Origin of the sequence: Lentilactobacillus sp., from assembly GCF_040773105.1 — a bacterium.
Taxonomy (GTDB): domain Bacteria; phylum Bacillota; class Bacilli; order Lactobacillales; family Lactobacillaceae; genus Lentilactobacillus; species Lentilactobacillus parabuchneri.
On sequence record NZ_JAXGWW010000243.1, the window covers coordinates 1 to 3,120 of the forward strand.

General features: G+C 44.7%; 3 protein-coding genes and 1 pseudogene. All 4 read right to left on the reverse strand.

All coding sequences use genetic code 11. The features are described from left to right. A pseudogene (locus AB3112_RS10120) lies at positions 1-337 on the reverse strand (ABC transporter permease); the annotation flags it as partial. Continuing rightward, positions 334-1,137, reverse strand: coding sequence for an ABC transporter permease subunit (locus tag AB3112_RS10125; protein ID WP_084974241.1), 804 nt, complete (start codon positions 1,135-1,137; stop codon positions 334-336). The pseudogene AB3112_RS10120 and the gene AB3112_RS10125, both read right to left, overlap by 4 nt. Positions 1,138-1,147: 10 nt before the next feature. Continuing rightward, a complete protein-coding gene (phnC, locus tag AB3112_RS10130) occupies positions 1,148-1,900 on the reverse strand; it encodes a phosphonate ABC transporter ATP-binding protein (protein ID WP_084974239.1) in 753 nt (250 codons plus the stop codon). Positions 1,901-1,911: 11 nt separating this feature from the next. Beyond that, positions 1,912-2,934 carry a phosphate/phosphite/phosphonate ABC transporter substrate-binding protein gene (locus AB3112_RS10135; RefSeq protein WP_084974236.1) on the reverse strand — a complete coding sequence of 341 codons (1,023 nt, stop codon included), beginning with the start codon at positions 2,932-2,934 and terminating at the stop codon, positions 1,912-1,914. Positions 2,935-3,120: the final 186 nt, after the last annotated feature.

Genomic DNA, 3,120 nt, shown 5'->3' on the forward strand with positions numbered 1-3,120 from the left:
AAAAGGCAATGACAGCGCCGACCAAGGTCGTGAGAAAGGCGAGTGCAATACTTTGAAACAGTGCCACCATCAAGCTTTCCATGGTGGTATTGGAAGGTGCCGGCTGAAGCATCATAATTCGCAAATTATCCAACAAGCCACTCGTTGCGACGGCCAAATTGACGCCCTTTGGAATGATTGTCGGAATCGTGAGAACCGTGGTGAACACCAGGATCGCCATGACCAGATAAACCGTGCGCCGGCGTTTATCCTTCAGTCGAAGCGGCAGCTTAAATTTAGTCATTGGCTGCGAAGCTTCGGGTGTCATCTCCAGTCCCCTTTCAGGTTTACTGATCATATTGCAATTCTCCTTTCAACTTGGTTTGAGAACAGTTCAACACCAATCACCAAGACGATGATTGCCAAAACCACCAACCCTGCAGGACCGTAACGTAAGCTCTTGAAATAAAGGTCAAATACAAACCCAATGCCAGTCCCTGTCAGCAGCCCAACCAAAGTTGCATCCCGCAGATTGTTTTCAATCATATACAGCAGCCACGAGACTAATGGCGTAGTGATTTCAGGAATCACTGCTTGGGAAATGACTTGAAGATAATTCGCGCCGGTTACTTCCAGCGCCTGAATTTTTTCAACGTCAACAGCTTCGATTGTTTCCATAAATGCCCGGGTTAAAAAGCCGATACTCAAGAATAGTAGGGCTAAGAATCCCGTAAAATCATTTTGTTTGAAAGAAAACAACAAGAGCATTGCCCAGCCAACGATTGGAATATTTCGCATGATGGAGGCAAATCCTCTAATCAACCAACTGAGCGTTTGACTTGGCCCGGTGGTTTTCGCACCCGCCAGCGCTAATCCAAGTGCCAAGACGCCGGCAACCGTTGTCGCCGCAACCGACACAATCAATGTCCGTAACAGGGCTTGCAGAATAATGCCCCAATACTGAATTGAGTGACTGTTGGGCACAAAGTTCTTAGCCAGCCAAATGATCCCCCGATCAACGTAAAGAAATGCAGCCGAGTTAAAATTCAAAATCAATGACGCGCCAACATACAAGACAATCATCAGCCCAATCACAATCGATAAATTGAGCCGTTTTCGCATAAAGAACCTGGAACTATCCATTACTTGGTTTTTCATAGAATCCCCCCTATGAAGTGGCAAACGCACTGTCGCGATATATTCGTTCAATATCTTGACTGGAAGCTTGATCAGCCGGCCCATCGAATACAATGTGGCCGTCATTTAGGCCAATAATGTGGTCGGCATATTCTTTTGCAATATCGACTTGGTGAAGATTAATCAGCACCAACATTCCCCGTTTTTTGGCAAGCTTTTTTAAAATATCCATCACAATGATGGTTGATTTAGGATCCAGTGACGCAATTGGTTCATCACATAAAATCATTTCCGGATGCTGCATCAGCGATCTGGCGATTCCAACCCGTTGCTTTTGGCCACCACTTAAATCACTGCAGTACTGAAATGCGAAATCCTTCAAACCAACTTCGTCTATCAGCTGTATGGCTTCTTCTTTTTCCTGCTTGGTGTATAGCGATAAGACACCGGCAATGGTTGATTTTCTGGCAAGCCCGCCATGAAGCACATTTTCGATTGTCGTCAGCGATTCAATCAAATTATAGTTTTGAAAGATCATCCCAATCTTTGAACGCATGTGCTTGAGGTCGCGTTTATTAAGTGCGCAGATATCTTGATCATCGAATCGTATCTGCCCGGAATCATCGGTAATGAGTTGATTGATACTTCGCAATAGCGTTGTTTTCCCAGCTCCGGAAGGCCCGATGATCACCGTCACCTCTCCTGGCTGGGCAGTAAATGAAACGTCTTGAAGTGAGCGTTTGCCCCCGTCATAAGTTTTTGTTAACTGTTTAACCTCAAGCATATTAATCTCCTTTATTCTCCAAGAATGTCGTGGGTTAGTTTGTACCAGGCATCCGTAATCTTGATAAATTGTGTTTTGCCGTCCTTAGTGAATAAGCCACGGACTTTCGCGTTTGCAGGGGCAAAGAACAACTTGTTATTTGTCACGCTGCTGGATGTCAACTGCTTTTGAATCTTTTCAATATCAGACTTACTAATTGTTTTAGTATTTGCGACCAGTGGTTCGTTTTGAACAGCGTAAGCCGCGATCGCAATTGATTCCTTACCGCGAACTGCGGTGAACGGTGCTGGGGCGTCTTTGTTAATCTTGAAGATTGCCCCGGCTTTAGTGGCGTCATTTTGGAACTTACCGTACTGGGTCAGATCCATATCATCGAAGGCTGCCACGTCGGCATCCCCTTTCAGCAAGTTAACCGCTGAACCTTGGTGTGATTGCCCGTAAAGCACCTTGCTGAAGAATTTACCGCCGGAAGACAAATCATCGGTACTCTTTAAATTAAATGCCTTCTTGATCGCGCCAGCTGGAATCGCAAAGCCGGAAGTTGATGTGTTTGAAACAAATGACATCCGCTTACCCTTGATATTTTTCAACGAATACTTGCCGTTCACTTTGTATTTAGTTGCCTGGTCTTTTGGTACCATGATGTAACTGTGATAGTATGCGTCTTTTAAAGTGCCAGACTTACCAGAATAAGTCACCATTGGAACCACGGTCTTGCTTTGTTTGTGCGCCTGGACGTAACCATCGGGGCCCATCAGCCCAATCTGCGCTTTTCCGGTTGCGATTGCTTGAATGGCCACGTTATAATCAGTCGTCGTTTCAACGTTGACCTTTTTGCCGGTCGCCTTGTGAATCTCTTGGGTTAAGGCTTTTCTGGCAGCGTCTTCCTCCTTGGCAGAATCACTGGGTAAAAACACAACATTTAACGTGTCGGAATTCTTGCCCGTGCTTGCAACCGGGCTCCCACAAGCGGATAACGAAAGTGCAACCCCCAACAATCCCATCGCCATAACGGACTTTCTTAACATACTCATTTTTAAGCTCCTCATTATCTTTTTTTGTTTTGCTAATTTAGTTTAATCGATGAAGGTAAATCGCCTGTGTATTTTTTGTAAGCAAATTGTTAACGTTTTGGGTAGAAATGTAAATTTTTGATAATGCCTCAGTGGCCTTTTCACGATTACATGATGTTTTCGATGTCAAAGTATTCAAAATGACAT

Coding starts and splice junctions, on each gene's coding strand:
- AB3112_RS10135 (WP_084974236.1), bottom strand. CDS start 2,934: ATGAGTATGTTAAGAAAGTCCGTTATGGCGATGGGATTGTTGGGGGTT.
- phnC (WP_084974239.1), bottom strand. CDS start 1,900: ATGCTTGAGGTTAAACAGTTAACAAAAACTTATGACGGGGGCAAACGC.
- AB3112_RS10125 (WP_084974241.1), bottom strand. CDS start 1,137: ATGAAAAACCAAGTAATGGATAGTTCCAGGTTCTTTATGCGAAAACGG.